15 protein-coding genes are annotated in these 17,861 nt (G+C 62.4%); 14 read left to right on the top strand and 1 reads right to left on the bottom strand.

What is annotated here, in order from left to right; genetic code table 11:
* Window positions 1–7 precede the first annotated feature (7 nt).
* On the top strand, window positions 8–523 hold the full coding sequence (locus HX875_RS18835; protein ID WP_003208034.1) for an Hcp family type VI secretion system effector: 516 nt from the start codon (window positions 8–10) through the stop codon (window positions 521–523).
* Between the two features lie 54 nt (window positions 524–577).
* Here HX875_RS18835 and HX875_RS18830 read toward each other — a convergent pair whose 3' ends face one another.
* The gene (locus tag HX875_RS18830; protein WP_177044478.1) at window positions 578–1,399 is read right to left on the bottom strand and encodes an aldo/keto reductase; all 822 of its coding nucleotides are present in this window, start codon (window positions 1,397–1,399) and stop codon (window positions 578–580) included.
* Window positions 1,400–1,507: 108 nt separating this feature from the next.
* Between HX875_RS18830 and HX875_RS18825 the strand changes: the two genes are divergently transcribed.
* From HX875_RS18825 to HX875_RS18765, 13 genes are all read left to right on the top strand, one after another.
* Complete coding sequence (locus HX875_RS18825) at window positions 1,508–2,002, top strand: DUF1543 domain-containing protein (RefSeq protein ID WP_177044476.1); 495 nt, start codon at window positions 1,508–1,510, stop codon at window positions 2,000–2,002.
* Window positions 2,003–2,105: 103 nt separating this feature from the next.
* Entirely contained in the window at window positions 2,106–3,206 is a 1,101-nt protein-coding gene (locus HX875_RS18820) for a polyamine ABC transporter substrate-binding protein (protein ID WP_177044474.1), read from the top strand.
* Between the two features lie 25 nt (window positions 3,207–3,231).
* Window positions 3,232–4,650: an aminotransferase gene (locus HX875_RS18815; protein WP_177044472.1), complete on the top strand. Its 1,419-nt coding sequence runs from the start codon at window positions 3,232–3,234 to the stop codon at window positions 4,648–4,650.
* 56 nt (window positions 4,651–4,706) lie between these two features.
* The gene (locus tag HX875_RS18810) at window positions 4,707–5,567 is read left to right on the top strand and encodes a response regulator transcription factor (protein ID WP_177044470.1); all 861 of its coding nucleotides are present in this window, start codon (window positions 4,707–4,709) and stop codon (window positions 5,565–5,567) included.
* 227 nt (window positions 5,568–5,794) lie between these two features.
* Window positions 5,795–6,076, top strand: coding sequence for a peptidylprolyl isomerase (locus tag HX875_RS18805; RefSeq protein ID WP_003208024.1), 282 nt, complete (start codon window positions 5,795–5,797; stop codon window positions 6,074–6,076).
* Window positions 6,077–6,216: 140 nt separating this feature from the next.
* Window positions 6,217–8,076, top strand: a complete 1,860-nt coding sequence (locus HX875_RS18800; protein WP_177044468.1) for an extracellular solute-binding protein — start codon at window positions 6,217–6,219, stop codon at window positions 8,074–8,076.
* Window positions 8,076–9,137 carry a microcin C ABC transporter permease YejB gene (locus HX875_RS18795; protein WP_177044466.1) on the top strand — a complete coding sequence of 354 codons (1,062 nt, stop codon included), beginning with the start codon at window positions 8,076–8,078 and terminating at the stop codon, window positions 9,135–9,137. Before HX875_RS18800 ends, HX875_RS18795 begins: the two co-directional genes overlap by 1 nt.
* The gene (locus tag HX875_RS18790) at window positions 9,137–10,159 is read left to right on the top strand and encodes an ABC transporter permease (protein ID WP_003208019.1); all 1,023 of its coding nucleotides are present in this window, start codon (window positions 9,137–9,139) and stop codon (window positions 10,157–10,159) included. The genes HX875_RS18795 and HX875_RS18790 overlap by 1 nt, the downstream gene beginning before the upstream one ends.
* Window positions 10,160–10,170: 11 nt before the next feature.
* Window positions 10,171–11,748, top strand: coding sequence for an ABC transporter ATP-binding protein (locus HX875_RS18785; RefSeq protein ID WP_177044464.1), 1,578 nt, complete (start codon window positions 10,171–10,173; stop codon window positions 11,746–11,748).
* 99 nt (window positions 11,749–11,847) lie between these two features.
* On the top strand, window positions 11,848–13,245 hold the full coding sequence (locus HX875_RS18780) for a sigma-54 interaction domain-containing protein (protein WP_177044462.1): 1,398 nt from the start codon (window positions 11,848–11,850) through the stop codon (window positions 13,243–13,245).
* Between the two features lie 297 nt (window positions 13,246–13,542).
* Complete coding sequence (locus HX875_RS18775; protein ID WP_177044460.1) at window positions 13,543–14,934, top strand: GntP family permease; 1,392 nt, start codon at window positions 13,543–13,545, stop codon at window positions 14,932–14,934.
* 7 nt (window positions 14,935–14,941) lie between these two features.
* Window positions 14,942–15,715: a 3-hydroxybutyrate dehydrogenase gene (locus HX875_RS18770; protein WP_177044457.1), complete on the top strand. Its 774-nt coding sequence runs from the start codon at window positions 14,942–14,944 to the stop codon at window positions 15,713–15,715.
* 171 nt (window positions 15,716–15,886) lie between these two features.
* Window positions 15,887–17,845 carry an acetoacetate--CoA ligase gene (locus tag HX875_RS18765; RefSeq protein ID WP_177044455.1) on the top strand — a complete coding sequence of 653 codons (1,959 nt, stop codon included), beginning with the start codon at window positions 15,887–15,889 and terminating at the stop codon, window positions 17,843–17,845.
* Window positions 17,846–17,861: the final 16 nt, after the last annotated feature.

The raw sequence follows: 17,861 nt of genomic DNA, 5'->3' as shown, positions 1-17,861 counted from the left end.
ACCCGTCATGCCAACACCCGCGTATCTCTCCATTACCGGCACCAAGCAAGGCTTGATTACGGCAGGCACGTTCACCCAGGACTCGGTCGGCAACATTTATCAGGAAGGCCACGAGGACCAGATCCTGGTGGAAGCATTCCAGCATCAGGTGATCATTCCCCGCGACCCGCAATCCGGCCAGCCAACCGGTCAGCGCGTGCACAAACCCCTGATGATCAGCAAGGTGTTCGATAAGTCTTCGCCACTGCTGTTCAGCGCGTTGACCTCCGGGGAAATGGTCAAGTGCCGCCTTGAGTGGTACCGCACCTCTTCAGCCGGCACCCAGGAGCACTACTTCACCATTGAGTTGGAGGACGCGATCCTGGTGGACATCCAGTCACGGATGCCTAACTGCCAGGACCCGAACAACGCACACTTCACGCACCTGGAGGATGTGTATTTCACTTACCGGAAAATCGTCTGGACCCATGAGGTGTCCGGCACCTCGGGCTCTGATGACTGGCGCAGCCCGGTAGCAGGCTAAGCACAAACCGAACAGAAACGGCAACGCCATGGACGGCACCGTTCCTGTCAGGCGCTAGACCATCGCCAACGGATGCTTGCGCTTGGGCGCGCCAAATACCCGGTCGATCGCATCCAGGTCGTGCTCATCCAGCACAAGCTTTGCCGCCGCCGCATTGAGCCGCACATGCTCGGGCGTCACGGCCTTGGGGATGGCGATCACGCCGTCCTGGCGCAATACCCAGGCCAGGGAAACCTGGGCGGGTGTGACCTCGTGGCGACGGGCAATTTGTTTGAGGGTCGGGCTGGCCAGCAGCTCGCCGCCCTGGGCGATGGGACAGTAGGCCATCAAGGGCAGGTTATGTTGCTGCCACCACGGCAGCAGGTCGAATTCGATACCGCGCTCTTCGATGTTGTAGAGCACCTGATTGGTGGCGCAGGCCGGGGACGCCAGTTCCTGCAGGTCGGCCACATCAAAGTTGGACACGCCCCAACGGCCGATCTTGCCCGCCTCACGCAAGCGCTCGAAGGCTTCCACCGTTTCTTCAAGGGGATACTGCCCACGCCAATGCAGCAGATACAGGTCGATATAGTCGGTGCCCAGGCGCTGGAGACTGGCCTCACACGCACGTGGAACGCCTTTGTGGCTGGCATTGTGCGGGTACACCTTGCTCACCAGGAATACCTGGTCGCGTTTGCCGCGAATCGCCTCGCCGACGACTTCTTCGGCGCCGCCTTCGCCATACATCTCAGCGGTGTCGATCAGGGCCAGGCCCTCATCGATGCCCAATTGCAACGCGGCGACCTCGGCGCTGCGTTGGCCGGGATCCTCGCCCATGCGCCAGGTCCCCTGGCCGATGACAGGGACGGGTACGCCGGCCAGATCAATGGTACGCATGACAACCTCCTGATGAATTCGCCAATTAACAGTGTGGCACTGACTGGACAAAAGGGTTCAATCGAACGATGGTGGCACCTTCCATCCTGGCCTTAGAAAGGACGTGCAATGCTGTTTGTGGTCATGCTCGGGGGCAAACACCCTCGGGCAAAAATCGAAGTACACGACGTGGTGTTTGCCGTCGCCGACACCCTGGAAGCCGCCTACCCGCAACTGCGCGACGGCTGGTTCGGCAGCCAGAAAGGTGTGCATATCGATTCCTGGATGACGGTCGACGGCGTCGATGGCTGGAAAGTCCGGCTCAGCCCGCTGGCACCCGAAGCCGGGGCGCAGCGCCTGTACTTCATCAACCTGGGCGGTTATGAATCGAACGTCTTTGGCGAAGCCCACCACTACCTGCTGGTGGTGGCCCGCACTGCCAGGGAAGCCGCCATCCAAGGCAAACGGCAGATGCTCAGCCACTGGACACAATCCCACACCGACGGCGTGCTGGACATCGACGATTGCCTGCCCATCGACCTGGTAGACGGGCGCTACATCCACCTGGAACCCGGCGCCCACCGTCCGGTCACCACGCGAAACGACTACATCGTCCTGCCCTGACCGTCTCCTACCCGAACGGGGTATGGCGCCCACCCGCTACCTGCCTGAAAGTGCAATCAGCCCCTCGGCCTGACAACAAGCACAACATCAAGGTGGGTTCGCCATGCATAAAGCCGTTATCGCCCTGTTCAGCGCTGTCTTGCTTGCCTCAACGTCCTTCAGCCAGGCCGCTGACGACCCTGGCAACACCTTGCGCATCTACAACTGGGCCGATTACATCGGGGAACACACCCTCGCCGACTTCGAAAAGGCCACCGGCATCAAGGTGATCTACGACACCTACGATTCCTACGAAACCGTGCAAGGCAAGCTGCTCTCCGGGCGTTCGGGTTATGACCTGGTGGTGCTCAACGCTTCACTGGTGCCGCTGCTGATCAAGGCCAAGGCCTTCCAGCCCCTCAACAAAGCGCTGCTGCCCGACTGGAATAACCTCGACCCGCAAGTGCTGAAAAGCCTGGAGACCCATGACCCGGGCGTGACCTATTCGGCGCCCTACACCTGGGGCAGCAATGGCGTGACCTACAACATCGACAAGATCAAGGAACGCATGCCGGACGCGCCCATCGGCTCCCTGGCGATGATCTTCGACCCCAAGATCATTTCGCGCTTTGCCGATTGCGGCATCACTTTTATCGACTCCCCCACCGACATGATCCCGCTGGCCCTGACTTACCTGGGCCTGGACCCCAACAGTGTGGCGCCCAAAGACCTCAAGGCCGCCCAGGATGTGTTGATGGCCGTGCGGCCCTACATCCGTAAATTCGACTCCAGTGGCTTTATCAACGGCCTGGCCAACGGTGAGCTGTGCATGGCCACCACCTGGTCCGGCGATTACGCCACCTCCCAGGCCCGGGCGGCGGAAGCCGGGGCCAAGGTCAACCTGGGCTACTTCATTCCCAAGGAAGGCTCGCTGATCTGGTTCGATAACTTCTACATCCCGGCAGACGCGCCTCACGTGGCGAATGCCCACAAGTTCATCGAATTCCTCCTGCAACCCGAGGTTATCGCCGGCGTCAGCAACACCATTCACTACGCCAACAGCAACTTGGCCGCAAAGCCCCTGGTGAATGCTGACATACGCGACAACCCGGCCATCTACCCGGACGCGGCGACGATGCAGCGCCTGTTCACCCAGAAAAGCCAGTCCCAAGCCGCCGTGCGCCTGATCACCCGTACCTGGAATGCCGTGAAGACCGGCAAGTGAAACCCAGCCATTGAAGGTAAATGCCATGACTCTGCCAAATCCTGCCTTTTTCGCCCAGTTCGACCACGACCAACTGGACGCCGCCGACAAGGCCCATTACATGCACGGCTTCCACATGTTCGACGAGCACCGCGAACAAGGCTCGCTGAACATCGCAGCCGGTGACGGCGCCTACATCTACGACACTGCCGGCAACCGCTACCTGGATGCGGTCGGCGGCATGTGGTGCACGAATATCGGCCTGGGGCGCGAAGAAATGGCCGATGCCATCGCCAACCAGGTCCGCCAACTGGCGTACTCCAACCCGTTCTGCGACATGGCCAACGTCACCGCCATTGAACTGTGCGCCAAACTCGCCAGCCTGGCTCCCGGCGACCTCGACCATGTGTTCCTGACCACCGGTGGCTCCACCGCCGTCGATACCGCCTACCGCCTGGTGCAGTTCTATCAGAACAGTCGCGGCAAGCATGAGAAGAAACACATCATCTCGCGCTTCAGCGCGTACCACGGCTCCACGTTCCTGACGATGTCCATCGGCAACAAGGCCGCCGACCGCGCGCCGGAATTCGATTTCATGAGCGACCTGTTCCACCACATCTCGTGCCCCAACTATTACCGGGCGCCTGCGGGCATGAGCGAGGCGCAGTTCCTCGACTTCCTGGTGGATGAGTTCGAAGACAAGATCCTGACCATCGGCGCCGACAAGGTGGCGGCGTTCTTTGCCGAGCCGATCATGGGCTCGGGCGGCGTGATCATCCCGCCGAAGGGTTATCACCGGCGCATGTGGGAAATCTGCCAACGCTATGACCTGCTGTACGTGGCCGATGAAGTGGTGACCTCGTTCGGCCGGCTGGGAAAATTCTTCGCCTCCCAGGAGGTGTTCGACATGCAGCCGGACATCATCACCACCGCCAAGGGCCTGACCTCCGGCTACCTGCCCCTGGGCGCGTGTATTTTCTCGGATCGCATCTGGCAAGTGATCGGCGAACCGGGCAAGGGCCGCTGCTTTACCCACGGTTTCACCTACAGCGGCCACCCGGTCAGTTGCGTGGCGGCGCTGAAGAACATCGAGATCATCGAGCGGGAAAACCTGCTGGCCCATGTCGAGGACGTCGGTGTGTACCTTGAACAGCGCCTGCAAACCCTGGCCAGCCTGCCGCTGGTGGGCGACGTGCGCTGCCAGCGCCTGATGGCCTGCATTGAGTTTGTCGCCGACAAACACACCAAGGCGCTGCTGCCCGACGCGGTGAACATCGGCGAGAAAATCCACCTGCGAGCCCAGGCCAAAGGCTTGCTGGTGCGGCCCATCGGCCACCTGAATGTGATGTCGCCACCGCTGATCATCACCCACGCCCAGGTGGATGAGGTGGTGGAGATCCTGCGCCAGTGCATCCTCGACACCGCCCAAGAGCTGCGCCAAAGCGGCGAGTATCAAGGCCGATGAACCCCGGCGCCTCGGTGCTTTTGCCGGGGCCCTGGCCGGCGGGTAGACTGGCCGGCATGAACCAGAATGCCGATCACTGCCCTGCCCCGTCTTTCCAGGTGCTTGACGCCTGGAATGGCGCGTTGGCCCATGCCTTCGCCAGCGTTGACGAAGCGACCTTCCTTGAACACCTGGCCTGCGCCCTCAGCGCCCTGACCCCGATCGAATCGATGATGATCAGCCTGGAGCGCCAGGGCCAGGCGCCGCACTTGCTCTACCAGCAAGGCATCCCCCGGCCGCACTACGAAGAAATCATCAACCGCTACTTTTCCCGGGGCTACCTGCTGGACCCCTTCTGCCTCGCGGTAGACAAGGGCCTGGCCGAAGGCTTCTACCACCTGGCCCAGATTGCCCCGGACGACTTCTTCAACAGCGAGTACTACAAGACCTACTACCTGCGCAGCGGCGGCGCCCAGGAGAGCTACTACATCGTCGACCTGTGCCCCAACAGCAAGATTTCCCTGTGCATGTTCCAGGGCCTGAGTGCCGGCCAGTTCAGCGACGAACACCTGGCGCTGCAGCGAACCGCACAACCGATCGTGCGCGAACTGCTGCGCCGCTTCGGCACCACGGGCGGGCTGTGCAAGGTGATCAGCGACGAGGCCTTCACCCAGACCCAGGTGCATCAGCAGATTGAAGCGGCGTTCATGCATTTTGGCAGCGGCGTGTTGACGGTACGCGAGCGGGAAATTGCCCACCTGATCCTGCGCGGGCACTCGGTGAAATCCACCGCGCAGGTGCTGGGCATCTCCCCGGAGACCGTGCGCATGCACCGCAAGCATCTGTACACGAAGCTTGAGATCAATTCCCAGGCGGAGCTGTTTGCGCTGTTTATCGATTGGCTGACCCACAGCGGCGTAATGGCCCGCCACACCTGACCCACCCCCCCGTAGCAGCTGTCGAGCCCCAGCGAGGCTGGGTTGGTAGCGACCCGATCTCGTGCCTGGCGCAACAGCGGTGGTGCGGCTAACGCAGCCTCGCTGGGGCTCGACAGCTGCTACGGGGGGGCGCTCGTGAGGCTGCGGGTCATTCTTGGGGAACTTTGCCAGGAAATAACCACCTGAATCCGGTACGCTCAGCATTTTTACCCAAGGAGATACCCCTCATGGCCAAAGCCACCGCCCGTCACATCCTCGTTGCCACCGAAGACAAGTGCAACGAACTGAAAGCGCAAATCGAAGGCGGCGCCGACTTCGCCGAAGTTGCCAAAGCCAACTCGTCCTGCCCGTCCAGCCGTCAAGGCGGCGACCTGGGTTCGTTCGGCCCGGGCCAAATGGTCAAGGAATTCGACACCGTCGTGTTCAGCGCCCCGGTCAACACCGTGCAAGGCCCGGTGAAAACCCAGTTCGGTTATCACCTGCTGGAAGTGACCAGCCGTCAGGACTGATTCGGTCCGCGCTAATGTTTAAAACAACGGCCCGCCTTTTGGTGGGCCGTTGTGCATCCGAGACAGTGTGATGACTGGCGAGGCGTACGCGCTTAGCGTACAAATCCCTTTACCTCTTCACCCGGCGCCCAAGGCTGATAATGCGAGTCGCTTTTTCTACCCTGTTTTGCTCCACCCTGGCCCTGCTGCTGGCCAGCACCGCCGTGATCGCCGCGCCGCAATCGGCGCTGACCGTGTATGGCGAACCGGCCAAATACCAACCCGGCTTCACCCACTTCGACTACGCCAACCCCAACGCCCCCAAGGGCGGCAGCCTGCGACGCTCGGCCATCGAGATCGGGCGCTACGACCATGTGCTGCCCTATGGCGACAAAGGCATTGGCGTGAGCCAGGTCGACGGCTGGCTGTATTCGCCCCTGGCCCTGCGCTCGCTGGACGAGCCCTACACGGTCTACGGCCTGGTGGCGGAAAAGATGGAGCGGTCAGACGACGGTCTGTCCCTGCGTTTTTACCTGAACCCCAAGGCGCGCTTCGCCGATGGCCAGCCGATCACCGCCGAAGACGTGCGCTACAGCTTCGACCTGCTGATGACCCAGGGCAGCCTGCGCTACCGCACGCTGTTCGCCGACGTGAAACACGTCGAGGTCGAAGGCCCGCGCCAGGTGCGCTTCGATTTCGCAAGCAATGAAAACCGCACCCTGCCCCTGGACGTCGCCACCCTGCCGGTGTTTCCCGAGCATTGGTGGAAGACCCGCGACTTCGCCGACGGCGGCGGCTACGAGATTCCCCTAGGCAGCGGCCCCTACACCATCAGCAAGGTGGATGCCGGCAACACCATCACCTTCAAGCGCGACCCGAACTGGTGGGGCAAGGACCTGCCCATCAGCCGTGGCCTGTACAACTTCGATCACCTGAGCCTGGAATACTTCGGCGACACCGAGGTGGCGCGCCAGGTACTGCGGGGCGGTGCCTACGACTTCAACCGCGAATTCTCCGCCACCGGCTACTCCATCGGCTACAACGGCCCGGCCCTCGACGATGGCCGCCTGCAACGTGCGCACCTGGCCAAGGAGGCGCCGCAGCCGGCCCAGGGTTACGTGTTCAACGTGCAAAAACCGATGTTCAAGGACCGCCGCGTGCGCCAGGCGCTGGCGATGCTGTGGGACTTCGAGTGGGCCAACCGGCAGATGATGCGCAACATGTACATCCGCCAGCAGAGCTTTTTCTCCAACAGCCCACTGGCGGCAACCCAACTGCCGGACGCCCAGGAACTGGCGATCCTGGAACCCCTGCGCGGGCAGATTCCCGACGAAGTCTTCACCCAGGTATTCAAGGCCCCCACCACCGACGGCACCGGGATGATCCGCGACAAGCAGCTGCAAGCCCTGGCGCTGCTGGAGCAGGCCGGCTGGAAGCCCGACGGTGACAAGCTGGTGAATGCCGAGGGAGAGCCGCTGGAGTTCACCTTCCTCAACGCACAGAACGGCCTTGAGCGCCTGTTGTTGCCGTACAAGCGCAACCTGGCGCAGATCGGCATCACCCTCAACATCCGGCGTATCGACTCCTCGCAATACGTCAACCGCCTGATGACCCGGGACTACGACATGATCGTCACCGGCTTCCCGGTCACCACCTCGCCGGGGATGGAGCTGTACAACTACTTCGGTTCCGCCGCAGCGTTTGATACCGGCGCCAACAACTACATGGTGCTCAAGGACCCGGCCGTCGACAGCCTGATCAACGGCCTGGTGAAGGCCAACACCCAGTCGCAGATGCTCAGTTACGCCCATGCCCTGGACCGCGTACTGCAATGGAATTACCTGTGGATTCCCAACTACTACCCGCCCGGCACTTCCGCCGCGTGGTGGAACCGTTTCGGCCGCCCGGCCGTAGAAGCCAAGACCGATGAAGCCCTGGAAACCTGGTGGGAAATCAGCCCCACGCCGTTGACCAATGAACAGATGAAAGCCGAACTGACCAAACGCCCGGGAGCCCGCTGATGTTTGCCTATATCGTGCGGCGCTTGCTGCTGATCATTCCCACCCTGGTGATTATCCTGCTGGTGAACTTCGTCATCGTCCAGGCCGCGCCCGGCGGGCCGGTGGAACAAGCCATCGCCCACCTCCAGGGGATTGGCGGCGGTGGCATCGGTACGGGCGGCGGTGATGGTGCCGCCGTCGGCTCACGGGCCAGCCGTGGCCTGGACCCGAAACTGATCCAGGAAATCGAAAAACAATACGGCTTCGACAAGTCCGCCCCGGAACGCTTGTGGCTGATGCTCAAGAGCTACGCCCAACTGGATTTCGGCAACAGCTTCTTCCGTGGCAAAAGCGTGATCGACCTGATCCTGGAAAAGATGCCGGTGACCATTTCCCTCGGGCTGTGGGCCACCTTGATCACCTACCTGGTGTCGATCCCCCTGGGGATACGCAAGGCGGTGCGTCATGGCAGCAGTTTTGATGTGTGGAGCAGCACCGCGATCGTGATTGGTTATGCGATGCCGGCGTTCCTGTTTGCGATGTTCCTGATCGTGGTATTCGCCGGCGGCACCTCGCTGAACTGGTTCCCGGTGCGCGGGCTGGTCTCGGAAAACTTCGACCAGTTGAGCACCGTCGGCAAGATCGCCGACTACTTCTGGCACCTGGTGTTGCCGGTCAGCGCCCTGGTGATCGGCGGTTTCGCCACCTTGACCATTCTCACCAAAAACTCGTTCCTCAATGAAATCACCCGCCAATACGTGGTCACCGCCCGAGCCAAAGGCTTGAGCGAACGCCGGGTGCTGTACGGGCATGTGTTTCGCAACGCCATGCTGCTGGTGATCTCGGGGATTCCCCAAGCGTTTATCGCGGTGTTCTTTGCCGGTTCGTTGCTGATCGAGGTGATTTTCTCCCTCGATGGCCTCGGCCGCATGAGCTACGAAGCCGCAGTTTCACGGGACTATCCGGTGGTATTCGGTTCGTTGTTTATCTTCACGTTGTTTGGCCTCTTGATAAAACTCATCGGTGACCTCTGCTACACCCTGGTGGACCCGCGTATCGACTTCGCCGCGAGGAACGCCTGATGCTCAAGCTTTCTCCCGTGGCCCGTCGACGCTTTGAACGCTTCAAGAAAAACCGACGCGGCTGGTGGTCGCTGTGGCTGTTTATCGGCCTGTTTATCCTGACCCTCGGCGGCGAGTTGATCGCCAACGACAAACCCTTGGTGCTCAGCTACCAGAACGAACTGTATTTCCCGGTGTTCAAGCGCTACACCGAGCAGGAGTTCGGCGGGCAACTGCCGTTCCAGGCGGATTACCGCAGTGAGTACGTGCAGAACCTGATCAAGAAGGACGGCGGATGGATGCTGTTCCCGCCGATCCCGTTCAGCGACGACACGCCCAACTATGAACTGACCCGCCCTGCCCCCAGCCCGCCCTCGAGCGTGAACTGGCTGGGCACCGACGACCAGTCCCGCGACGTGCTGGCGCGGGTGATCTTCGGCGCACGGGTGTCGATCCTGTTTGCCCTGGCCCTCACCGCCATCAGCGCCGCCATCGGCATCGCCGCCGGGGCCTTGCAGGGTTACTACGGTGGCTGGGTCGACTTGCTCGGGCAACGCATCCTGGAAGTGTGGTCCGGGCTGCCGGTGCTGTATTTGCTGATCATCCTGTCGGGGTTTGTCGAGCCGAACTTCTGGTGGTTGCTGGGGATCATGGCGCTGTTTTCGTGGCTGGCGCTGGTGGACGTGGTGCGCGCCGAGTTCCTGCGGGGGCGCAACCTGGAGTACGTCAAGGCTGCGCGGGCGCTGGGCCTGGGGGACGGCAAGATCATCCGCCGGCACATCCTGCCGAACGCAATGACCGCCACCCTGAGCTACTTACCGTTCATTTTGACCGGGGCGATTTCCACCTTGAGCGCCCTGGACTTCCTTGGCTTCGGCATGCCCGCCGGCAGCGCGTCCCTGGGGGAACTGATCGCCCAGGGCAAGCAGAACCTGCAAGCGCCGTGGCTGGGGCTGACCGCGTTCTTCACCCTGGCGCTGATCCTGTCGTTGCTGGTGTTTATCGGCGAGGCGTTGCGTGACGCCTTCGATCCACGCTCATGAAGGGCTTTGAGATGACTGAAAACCTGATCGAGATTCGCGATCTGAGCGTCGCCTTCAATGGCCAGACCGTGGTGCGCAAGCTGTGCCTCGACGTACGCCCCGGCGAATGCCTGGCGCTGGTGGGCGAGTCGGGTTCGGGCAAGTCGGTGACCGCCCATTCGATCCTGCAACTGCTGCCCGAGGCCGGCACCGAAACCACCGGATCGGTGCGCTATCGCGGCCAGGAACTGCTCGGCGCCTCCCCCGCCACCCTGCAAAAACTGCGGGGCAACCGGATTGCGATGATCTTCCAGGAGCCGATGACCTCCCTCAATCCGCTGCACAGCATCGAGAAGCAGATCGGCGAAACCCTGCTGCTGCACAAGGGCCTGGGCGGCAAACAAGCCCAGGCGCGGATCCTTGAATTGCTGGAACTGGTGGGCATCCAGAAGCCCCGGGAACGCCTCAAGGCCTACCCTCATCAACTCTCCGGCGGCCAGCGCCAGCGGGTAATGATCGCCATGGCCCTGGCCTGCGAGCCGGAACTGTTGATTGCCGACGAACCCACCACCGCGCTGGATGTGACGGTGCAGCGCAAGATCCTGCTGCTGCTCAAGTCCCTGCAACAACGCCTGGGCATGTCGCTGCTGCTGATCAGCCACGACCTCAACCTGGTGCGCAGCATTGCCCAACGGGTGTGCGTGATGAAGGCCGGGGAGATTGTCGAGCAAGCCGAATGCGAGACCCTGTTCTGCGCCCCGCAGCACCCTTACAGCCGCCTTCTGCTGGATGCCGAGCCGGCAGGCATCGTCTTGAATCACGAGGTGCGCGAGACGGTGCTGCAGGTGGACGACCTGAGCGTGCAGTTCCCGCTGGGCGGCGGGCTGTTCCGGCGCAAACAGTACCTGCAGGCGGTGGACGGCATCAGCCTGACGGTGCAGCGCGGCAAGACGCTGGGGATTGTCGGCGAGTCCGGCTCGGGCAAGTCCACCCTGGGCCAGGCGATCTTGCGCCTGCTGGATGCCAGCGGCGCGATTCGCTTCCAGGGCGAAGCGCTCGAGGGCCTGACGCAAAAGCAGATGCAGCCGTGGCGCAAGCAGATGCAGGTGGTGTTCCAGGACCCGTTCGGCAGCCTCAGCCCGCGGATGTCGGTGGCGCAGATCATCAGCGAAGGCCTGGAAGTGCATGCCCCGTGCAGCCTCAAGGACCGCGAAGCCCAAGTGATCCGCGTGCTGGAGGATGTGGGCCTGGATCCCGCCAGCCGCCATCGCTACCCCCACGAATTCTCCGGCGGCCAGCGTCAGCGCATCGCCATCGCCCGCGCCCTGGTGCTCAAGCCGGCGCTGATCCTGCTGGACGAGCCCACCTCGGCGTTGGACCGTACCGTGCAGAAACAGGTAGTCGCCCTGCTGCTTGAGCTACAGGAAAAGTACGGCCTGACCTACCTGTTTATCAGCCATGACCTGGCCGTGGTGCGGGCCCTGGCCCACGACATGATCGTGATCAAGGACGGCAAGGTGGTGGAACGCGGGCCCAGCGATGAAGTGTTTGCCGCGCCTCAACACCCCTACACCCGGGAACTGCTGGCCGCAGCGCACATCCCCCTGTAGGAGCCGGCTTGCCGGCGATGGCGTCCTCAAGATTGCCATCGCCGGCAAGCCGGCTCCTACAGGGGCATATTCTCATCATTATTTTTAGCGGTCCCGCCCATGAACAACAGCGAAAGCCTCAAGGATTACCAGCACGTTCGTGGTCTGGCGATCCAGTCATTGTTCGAGATCATCGAGCAGTCCAGCGAAGGCACGGTGATTGTCGACGGCGACGCGAATATCGTCTGGATGAACGAGCGCTACGCCAAGCGCTTCGGCCTGAAAAGCGCCGACGAAGCCATCGGCCAACCCTGCGAGCAGGTGATTTCCAACAGCCTGCTGCGCCAGGTGGTGCGCAATGACCAGCCGATTCTGCTGGATATCCAGGACACCCCCAAGGGCCCGCTGGTGGTGATGCGCCTGCCGATCCACGACGATGGGGGCAAGGTGATCGGCGCCATCGGGTTTGCGCTGTTTGATGAGCTGCGCAACCTGTCGCCGCTGATCGAGCGCTACCTGAGCATGCAGCAGGAACTGGCCTCTACCCGTTCGCTGCTGAGGTCACGGCAGAGCAAATACAACTTCGCGCACTTTATCGGCACCAGCGCGGCCAGCCTGGAAGTCAAACGCCGGGCGCGGCGCAGTGCGAGTGCGGAGTCGCCGGTGTTGCTGCTGGGGGAAACCGGCACCGGCAAGGAATTGCTGGCCCAGGCGATTCACGGCGCCTCGCCCCGGGCGCACAAGGCGTTTGTGAGCATCAACAGCGCGGCGATTCCCCACGACCTGCTGGAAGCAGAATTCTTCGGTACCGCGCCGGGCGCGTTTACCGGGGCCGACCGCAAGGGTCGTCCCGGCAAGCTGCAGATTGCCCAGGGCGGCACGCTGTTTCTCGATGAGATCGGCGACATGCCCCTGCCGCTGCAAAGCAAGCTGCTGCGGGTGTTGCAGGAGAAAGAGTTCGAGCCGGTGGGCTCCAACGAGATGATCCACAGTGATGTGCGGGTGATTGCCGCCACGTCGATGGATCTTGAAGCGGCGATCAAGCGCGGCGAGTTTCGGGCAGACCTGTATTACCGGCTGAATGTGCTGCCGATCCAGGTGCCGCCGTTGCGCGCCCGGCTGGATGATTTGCCGGCGTTGAGTGAGGCGATCCTGGAGGAGTTGCGCAGCCAGCATGAGCTGGACCGCGAGGCCTTGGCGTTGTTGGCACAGCATGCGTGGCCGGGCAATATCCGCGAGCTGCGCAATGTGCTGGAGCGGGCGGCGTTGTTGAGTGACGGCCTGGTGCTGGATGCCAGTGAAATTCGCGCAGCCATTGGTACGTTCAGTCCGGTGGAGCACAGTTCGGTAGAGACCGTTGAGGGCGAGAGTTTCAGCGCGGCCCGGGAGCGGTTTGATCGGCAGGTGATTGGGGCGGCGTTGAAGCAGTGTGAGGGGAATGTGGTGGAGGCGGCGAAGCGGCTGGGGCTTGGCAGGTCTACCTTGTACAAGAAGATGGTTGCTCTGGGTATCGCCTAGTCTCAAAAAAGAGACACAAATCTCATATCAAAGACAATCTACTGTGGGAGCTGGCTTGCCTGCGATAGCGATGGGTCAGCCAACACATTCATCAAATGACAAACCGCCATCGCAGGCAAGCCAGCTCCCACATTTGATCACCGTCAGTCTCAAGTCAGAGACAAACTTCAGAACCCAAAACTCAAAAAACAATATTATCCATATATTTCAACAAGTTAACCACTTGGCACACATCTCGCTATAGCCCCTCCCCACAGCCTCACCCCCACAAAAATAACAATCAGATGGAGACACACCATGAGTGTGATCATTGCCCTCGCAGCCCTGGCGCTGCTGATGCTGGCTGCCTACCGTGGCTACAGCGTCATCCTGTTTGCCCCCATCGCCGCCCTCGGCGCCGTGCTGCTCACCGACCCGTCCGCCGTCGCCCCTGCCTTCACCGGGGTGTTCATGGAGAAAATGGTCGGCTTCCTCAAACTGTATTTCCCGGTGTTCCTGCTCGGCGCGGTGTTCGGCAAGCTGATCGAGATCTCCGGCTTCTCGCGCTCCATCGTCGCCGCTGCCATCCGCTTGCTCGGCACCCGCCAGGCGATGCTGGTGATCGTGCTGGTGTGCGCCCTGCTGACCTACGGCGGCGTGTCGCTGTTCGTCGTAGTGTTCGCGGTGTACCCGTTTGCCGCCGAGATGTTCCGCCAGAGCAATATCCCCAAGCGCCTGCTACCGGCCACCATCGCCCTCGGTGCGTTCTCGTTCACCATGGACGCCCTGCCCGGCACGCCGCAGATCCAGAACATCATCCCCAGCACCTTCTTCAACACCACCGCCTGGGCCGCACCGTGGTTGGGGCTGATCGGCACGATTTTCGTGTTTTGCGTCGGCATGCTGTACCTGGCCCGCCAGCGCAACAAGGCCCAGCGCGCCGGTGAAGGCTATGGCACCAACCTGCGCAACGAGCCGGAAACCGCCGAAGATATCCAGCTGCCCAACCCCTGGATCGCCCTGTCGCCGCTGTTGCTGGTGGGCATCATGAACCTGCTGTTCACCCACTGGATTCCGCTGTGGTACGGCAAGACCCACACCCTCAGCCTGCCGGGCATGAGCGCGCCGGTGCAGACCGAAGTCGCCAAGCTCACGGCGATCTGGGCGGTGCAGGCGGCCTTGCTGGTGGGGATCATCGTGGTGCTGGTGTTCGGCTTCTCGGCGATTCGCAGCAAGCTTGCCGAGGGCAGCAAGAGCGCGGTCAGCGGTGCACTGCTGGCGGCGATGAACACTGCGTCGGAATACGGCTTTGGGGCGGTGATCGCCTCGTTGCCGGGCTTCCTGGTACTGGCCGACTGGCTCAAGGGCATCCCCAACCCGCTGGTCAACGAAGCGATTACCGTGACCCTGCTGGCCGGTATCACCGGTTCCGCTTCGGGCGGCATGAGCATCGCGCTGGCGGCCATGTCGGAGAGCTTTATTTCAGCGGCCCATGCGGCCAATATCCCCCTTGAAGTACTGCACCGGGTCGCGGCCATGGCCAGTGGCGGCATGGACACCCTGCCCCACAACGGCGCCGTGATCACGCTGCTGGCGGTCACCGGGCTGACCCACCGCGAAGCCTATAAAGATATTTTCGGCATCACGATCATCAAGACCCTCGCGGTGTTCGTGGTGATTGGTACTTTCTACGCCACCGGCATTGTGTGAGGTTGATATGACGACATTGAACGGCAAGACCGCCCTGGTCACCGGCTCCACCAGCGGCATCGGCCTGGGCATCGCCCTGAGCCTGGCCAAGGCCGGCGCCAACCTGATCCTCAACGGCTTCGGCGACGCCAGCGCGGTGATCGCCCAGGTGCAGGCCTTCGGCGGCAAGGTCGGGCATCACCCGGCCGACGTCAGCGACCCGGCACAGATCGCCGAGATGATCGCCTACGCCGAGCGCGAGTTTGGTGGCGTGGACATCCTGGTGAACAACGCCGGGATCCAGCATGTGGCGCCGGTGGATGAGTTCCCGGTGGAGCGCTGGGATTCGATCATTGCGATCAACCTGTCGTCGGTGTTCCACAGCACCCGCCTGAGCTTGCCGGGCATGAAGGCCAGGGGCTGGGGGCGGATCGTCAACATCGCCTCGGTGCATGGGCTGGTGGGGTCGGTGGGCAAGGCGGCTTACGTCGCTGCCAAGCACGGGGTGATCGGGTTGACCAAGGTGGTGGGGCTGGAAACCGCCCAGAGTAATGTCACCTGCAACGCGATCTGCCCGGGGTGGGTGTTGACGCCGCTGGTGCAGAAGCAGATTGATGACCGCATCGCCACCGGGGTGGACCCGCAACAGGCGCAGCATGACTTGCTGGCGGAGAAGCAGCCGTCCCTGGAATTCGTGACGCCGCCGCAACTGGGGGAACTGGTGCTGTTCCTGTGCAGCGAAGCCGGCAGCCAGGTGCGGGGCGCGGCGTGGAATATCGACGGTGGCTGGCTGGCCCAATAAACGACGATCCCAAGACACCGGAGATCAAATGTGGGAGCTGGCTTGCCTGCGATAGCGGTGAGTCAGCTTGCATCACTGGCACCTGACACACCGCTATCGCAGGCAAGCCAGCTCCCACATTTTTGACCTGTGTTGTTTGGCAGATTTGACACAAGAACAAGAGATTTCCTTATGTCCGAAATACTCTGGCAACCCTCCCCCGAACGCATCCACGCCACCCGGATGGACCAGTTCCGGCGCTTCATCAATGATCGCCACGCCTTGCAGATCAGCGATTACCCGGCCCTGCACCAATGGAGCATCGACCAGCGCCCGGACTTCTGGCGGGCGATTGTCGAGTTCTTCGACGTGCAGTTCCGCACAGCGCCCAGCGCGGTGCTGATTGAAGACGCCGAGATGCCCAGCGCCCAGTGGTTTCCCGGCGCTACCCTGAACTTTGCCGAACACTTGCTGCGCCGCCGCGATGATCACCCCGCCGTGGTCGCCATTGGCGAAGACGGCCAGCGCGAACAACTGACCTACGCCGAACTCGCCCACCACGTCGCCGGCCTGCAACGCAGCCTGCGGGCCGCCGGGGTGGGCGTGGGTGATCGGGTGGCCGCGTGCATGCCCAACACCTGGCAAACCCTGGTGGGCATGCTCGCCACCACCAGCCTTGGAGCGATCTGGTCATGCTCCTCGCCGGATTTCGGTACCCAGGGCGTGATCGACCGCTTCGGCCAGATCGAACCCAAGGTGCTGATCACCTGCGCCGGCTACCGCTATGCCGGCAAGGTCATTGACCAGAGCAGCAAGCTCAATGAAATCCTCGAGCGGCTGCCGTCCCTGCAACAACTGATCATCGTGCCGTACGCCCGCCCGCAAGCGCGCCCCGAGGACTATCAAACCCAAGCCAGCGTCGCACTCTGGGACGACTTCTACACCCCCGGCGGTGAGCCCGACTTCGTCGCCGTACCTTTCGACCACCCGCTGTACATCCTGTATTCCAGCGGCACCACCGGCGTGCCCAAGTGCATCATCCATGGCACCGGCGGCGTGCTGCTCACCCACCTCAAGGAACACGGCCTGCACGCCGACCTGTCCCGCAACGACTGCCTGTTCTACTACACCACCTGCGGCTGGATGATGTGGAACTGGCTGGTGTCGGTGCTGGCCATCGGCGCCACGGCGGTGCTCTATGACGGCTCGCCGTTTCACCCGGGGCCGGAACGCCTGATGGACCTGATCGATCAGGAGAAAATCAGCGTATTCGGCACCAGCCCGAAATTCCTCGCGACCCTGGAAAAAGCCGGGCTGCAACCGCGCCTGAGCCATGACCTGGGCAGCCTCAAGGGCTTGATCTCCACCGGCTCGCCGCTGTCGCCCCAGAGCTACGATTACGTGTACCGCGAGATCAAGCCCGAGCTGTGCCTGTCGTCGATGTCGGGCGGCACCGACATCGTCTCCTGCTTTGTGATCGGCAACCCGGTGCTGCCGGTGCGCCGTGGCGAGATGCAGTGCAAGAGCCTGGCGATGGCCATCGAAGTGTGGGACGACCAGGGCCGGCCGCTGGTGGGCGAGAAAGGCGAGCTGGTGTGCACCCGACACTTCCCGGCGATGCCCATCGGCCTGTGGAATGACCCACATCAGGAAAAGCTGCGGGCCTCGTATTTCAGCCAGTTCCCCGGCGTATGGGCCCAGGGCGACTACGCCGAACAACGGCCCAATGGCAGCCTGCTGATCCACGGCCGTTCAGACGCGGTGCTCAACCCCGGCGGCGTGCGCATCGGTACCGCAGAGATTTATCGCCAGGTGGAAAAGGTGCCCCAGGTCCTGGAAAGCCTGGCCATCGGCCAACGCTGGCAGGACGATGTGCGGGTGGTGCTGTTTGTAAGGCTCGACGACGGCATCGAACTGGATGACGCCCTGGAGCAGCAGATCCGCCAGGTGATCCGCGCCAACACCACGCCGCGCCATGTGCCGGCGAAGATCCTCGCGGTGACGGACATCCCGCGCACCATCAGCGGCAAGATCGTCGAACTGGCGGTGCGCAACGTGGTGCACGGCGAGCCGGTCAAGAACACCGATGCCCTGGCCAACCCCGAAGCCCTGGAGCAATTTCGCGACCGTCGGGAGCTGGCAGAAAGATGAAACGTTTTAGCCCTTA

The sequence above is a fragment of the Pseudomonas yamanorum genome (genome assembly GCF_013386765.1).
Classification (GTDB): domain Bacteria; phylum Pseudomonadota; class Gammaproteobacteria; order Pseudomonadales; family Pseudomonadaceae; genus Aquipseudomonas; species Aquipseudomonas yamanorum_A.
Note: the sequence above shows the minus strand (reverse complement) of the source record. Positions and strands in the feature narration are given on the sequence as shown.